The 4359-nt window shown below is 60.2% G+C and carries 4 protein-coding genes; 2 read left to right on the top strand and 2 right to left on the bottom strand.

Annotation, left to right across the window (positions count from 1 at the left end; translation table 11 throughout):
- On the bottom strand, window positions 1-967 hold a 967-nt coding region (gene ispG, locus V3W31_02255; protein MEE9613759.1), incomplete at its 3' end, for a flavodoxin-dependent (E)-4-hydroxy-3-methylbut-2-enyl-diphosphate synthase.
- Between the two features lie 212 nt (window positions 968-1179).
- On the opposite strand from ispG, the gene nadB reads away from it, so the two are divergent.
- On the top strand, window positions 1180-2814 hold the full coding sequence (gene nadB, locus V3W31_02250; GenBank protein MEE9613758.1) for an L-aspartate oxidase: 1635 nt from the start codon (window positions 1180-1182) through the stop codon (window positions 2812-2814).
- Here the strand turns inward: nadB and V3W31_02245 are convergent.
- On the bottom strand, window positions 2792-3865 hold the full coding sequence (locus V3W31_02245) for a response regulator (protein ID MEE9613757.1): 1074 nt from the start codon (window positions 3863-3865) through the stop codon (window positions 2792-2794). The genes nadB and V3W31_02245 overlap by 23 nt on opposite strands.
- Window positions 3866-3952: 87 nt before the next feature.
- Between V3W31_02245 and V3W31_02240 the strand changes: the two genes are divergently transcribed.
- Window positions 3953-4333 (top strand): FxsA family protein, encoded by a 381-nt coding sequence (locus V3W31_02240; GenBank protein ID MEE9613756.1) that lies wholly within the window; start codon window positions 3953-3955, stop codon window positions 4331-4333.
- Window positions 4334-4359 lie beyond the last annotated feature (26 nt).

The raw sequence follows: 4359 nt of genomic DNA, 5'->3' as shown, positions 1-4359 counted from the left end.
CGTCGCCCCCGGCTATGCCCACGTCGGCCTCCACGGCCTCGCCCGGCCCGTTCACCACGCAGCCCATCACGGCCACGTTAACCGGCTCCCGCACGTGGGCGAGCCTCTTCTCTATCTCGAGCGCGATCGACACGCAGTCGAACTTGAGCCTGCCGCAGGTGGGACACGATATGATGTTGACCCCTCTTTTCCTCAGGCCCAGGGCCTTCAGTATCTCCCACCCTACCTTGACCTCCTCGACCGGGTCTCCGGTAAGGGAGACCCTTATGGTGTCGCCTATCCCCCCGGCGAGGATAACCCCTATACCGACCGAGGACTTTATGGTACCGGAAAAGAGCGTCCCCGCCTCGGTGATGCCGACGTGGAAGGGGTAGTCGACCTTTTCCGCCAGGAGCCTGTAGGCGTCTATGGTGGTCCACACGTCCGAGGCCTTGAGCGCGACCTTTATCTCCCGGAACTCCATATCCTCGAGAATATGGATGTGCCTGAGAGCGCTCTCGACCATCGCCTCGGCGGTCGGGTGGCCGTACTTCTTGAGTATGTCCTTCTCCAGCGAGCCGGAGTTGACGCCTATGCGGATGGGGATGGCGCGCTCCGCGGCCGCCCTTACGACCTCCTCGACACGCTCCCTGGAGCCTATGTTCCCGGGGTTAAGCCTGAGCCCGTCCACGCCGTTATCCACGGCCTTCAGCGCGAGCCTCCAGTCGAAGTGTATGTCGGCTATTACGGGGACCTTCAGTTCCTTTACTTCCTTTATTATCCCGCCAAGCGCTTCAGCGGCCTCCATGTCGGGCACGGCGACCCTCACTATCTCGCAGCCCGCCCCGTGAAGGGCCCGTATCTGGGAGACGGTAGCGCCGACGTCGGCGGTCGGAGTGTTGGTCATCGACTGGACGCTCACGGGCGCGCCACCGCCGATTGCCACGTCCCCTACCCTTATGCCCCGCGTTTCCCTCCTCTTTATCATCCCTAAACTATACTATATCCCCCCTCAAAACACCATGATGGTGTTTTAAATTTAGAAACTATCGACCGCAATACATGTTGCTAACGTTACAGAAGACCGCATACACGTTGCCAGTGCGGCACGCACCATGATGGTGTTTCAGATTGACAAAGACGCCGTCGTGTCATAAGCTTTTTACTCCACTGCGTAAAGGGATTAAAAGGGAGGCCGGTTTGGAGATAAGGTCGGATTTTCTTGTGATAGGCTCGGGCATCGCGGGGCTCACGTTCGCGCTCAAGGCGGCAAAGGCGGGGAGCGTGGCGGTCGTGACCAAGCGCGAGGTGCGGGAGGGGGCGACCTTCTATGCACAGGGGGGGATAGCCTCGGTCCTGGGCGATGAGGACAGCTTCGAGGCCCACATAGCGGATACGATAGAGGCCGGCGCCGGGCTCTCCAACCCGGAGATAGTGGAGATGGTGGTGCGCGACGGCCCGGAGATGATTCGGGAGCTCATAAGGCTCGGCGCGCGGTTTACGAGCAAGGCCGGGGGAGGGGGCGGGAGGGACGCGGCTCTGGACCTCGGAAGAGAGGGCGGACACTCGAAGAGGAGGATAGTGCATGCCGGCGACCTCACGGGAAGGGAGGTCGAGGAGACGCTCGTAAGGGCAGTGGAGGCCGCTGGTAACATAACGGTCTATGAGGACCACATGGCGGTGGACTTGATAACCCACTCCAAGTTCGTCGAGGGCAGAGGCGAGGAGAGGCTCTGGGGGGCCTACGTGCTCGACAAGGGCACCGGCGAGGTCAAGAGCTTTACGGCAAAGGCCACCGTACTCGCCACCGGCGGGGCGGGCAAGGTCTACCTCTATACCAGCAACCCGGACGTGGCCTCGGGCGACGGTGTGGCGACGGCCTACCGCGCCGGGGCGGAGGTCGCCAACATGGAGTTCATACAGTTCCACCCCACCTGCCTCTACCACCCCGAGGCCAAGAGCTTCCTCCTGTCGGAGGCGCTAAGGGGTGAAGGCGCTCTCTTAAAACTCTCCGACGGAACTCCGTTTATGAAGGGGCACCACCCTCAGGGGGACCTCGCGCCGAGAGACGTCGTGGCCAGGGCCATAGACTTCGAGCTTAAAAAGAGCGGCAGGGAGTGCGTCTACCTCGACATAAGCCACAGGAAGCCGGAGTTCATAAAGGAGCGGTTCCCCAATATCCACCGGAGGTGCCTCGAGTTCGGCTTCGACCTCGCCGCCGGTCCCATACCCGTCGTCCCCGCGGCCCACTACATCTGCGGCGGGATAAAGACGGACAGGGCCGGGAGGAGCAGCGTAAAAGGGCTCTACGCCATAGGCGAGGCGGCCTGTACGGGGCTGCACGGCGCCAACCGGCTCGCCTCCAACTCGCTCCTGGAGTCACTGGTGTTCGCCACGAAGGCGGCCGAGGACGGCGTGGAGGCCATAGAGGAAGAGGGGGAGGAAAAAGGGAAAACCGTTATCCCCCCTATACCGCCCTGGGAGAGCAAGGGGGCGGTCATAAGCGACGAGGCCGTGGTCATAAGCCAGAACTGGGACGAGATAAGAAGGCTTATGTGGAACTACGTCAGTATCGTAAGGTCGGATAAGAGGCTCGAGAGGGCCGGGAGAAGGATAGAGCTCCTTCAAAAAGAGATAAACGAGTACTACTGGGACTTCACCGTTACGAGCGACCTGCTGGAGCTGAGGAACATCGCGACGGTAGCCGAGCTTATAATAAGGTCCGCCACGGCAAGGAAAGAGTCCCGGGGGCTCCACTACAATATAGACTACCCCGAGAGGGACGACGAGAAGTTCCGGAGGGAAACGGTGCTCAAGAAAGAGCCGGAGGGGTAGCCGACGGAGGCAGGGTTATGGTAAAAACACTCCCCTCCCCCTTCCTGCTCGTGACCTTTATCTCGCCGCCGTGGTCGGTTATTATCCTGTAGCTTATGGTGAGCCCGAGCCCCGCCCCCGTCATCTTGGAGGTATGAAACGGGTTAAAGACCTTCCTTATCTCCTGTTCCTCTATGCCGCAGCCCGTGTCCGTAACGGTAACCACCACAGACCCGCCGTCTCCGGCCGAGGTCAGGACCTCTATCGTCCCCGTATCCTCTATGGCCTCCACCGAGTTCTGGAGGACGTTGAAGAACGCCATCTTCATGTTGGTCCCGTCAAGGCGGAGTTCCGGAGGGTCAGCCATAAGAGAAACGGTTATCTTTATCCGTTTCCCCTCGGCCAACTCCTCCGCCGCCTCCACGGCTTTTTCCACGACCTCGTTAACGTTGCACGGTGAAAGCCTTGAGACGAGTATCCACTTATACTCGTCTATCCTCTGGAGCATCCGCTCCATCCTGTCCACGGATTTTATTATGGTCTCGGCGCAGCGTTTGCGCTCCTCGTCGGTCTCATGCTCGCGAAGCCGCCTGGCCATGCCGCCGATGGTAACCAGCGGGTTCCTGACCTCGTGGGCTATGCCGTCTACCATCTCTCCGAGGGCGGCCATCTTCTCGCTCTCCCTGAGCCTGCTCTGCAGCATCCTCATGCCGAGGAGCGACCTGACCCTGGCCGAGAGCTCCACCATGCTGTAGGGCTTGGTTATGTAGTCCTCCGCCCCCAGCCCCAACCCCATCACCTTGTCCTCGAGCTCGCCCTTGCCGGTAATCATTATTACCGGTATGTAGCGCGTATCCTCATCCGACTTGAGCCTCCTGCAGACCTCGTAGCCGTCGAGCTGCGGCATCATGACGTCAAGAAGCACTATGTCCGGATGGAAAGATTTCACCTTCTCCAGCGCCTCCATACCGTTCGTGGCGCCGGCCACCTCGTACCCCTCGGCCTCCATCTTAGATGAGAGCAAAAAGAGGCTCTCGTCGCTGTCGTCCACCACAAGCACCCGTGGGTTCATCTCGGGACCCCACCTTTTATCTTGACACTGTCTGCCATATGCAGTAGGTTTTTTCCTGTAACGTCACCGTAACTAAAGGGGCTCGCAGTGTTCTTTAAATTATTTCTGTTATTCACCATCATCCCGGTGGTCGAGCTTGCGATCCTGATAAAAGTGGGGAGCTATCTCGGCACGCTCCATACCGTCCTCCTCGTCATCGGTACGGCCCTTGTCGGGGCCTGGCTGGTGAGGCTCGAAGGGCTTAACGTCGCGTATCGCTTTCAGGGAAACCTCGCAAGCGGGGTGTTCCCCTCCGAGGAAATATTCGACGGGGCGCTCTTGCTCGTCGCGGGCGCGCTCCTTATAACCCCCGGGCTTACGACCGACCTGGTGGGCTTCCTCGCGGTCTTTCCCGCGTCAAGGAACGTCATGAAGGGTGTCATACGCCGGTACATGGAAAAGAGGATGCCGCCCGCGAGGATGCTTTGAACCATCCCCCCCCCTCCCCTCACCTC

The sequence above is a fragment of the Thermodesulfobacteriota bacterium genome (genome assembly GCA_036482575.1).
In the GTDB taxonomy this organism is placed as follows: Bacteria; Desulfobacterota; GWC2-55-46; order GWC2-55-46; family JAUVFY01; genus JAZGJJ01.
The sequence above is the reverse complement of the archived record's forward strand: the minus strand, read 5'-3'. Positions and strand labels throughout refer to the sequence as shown.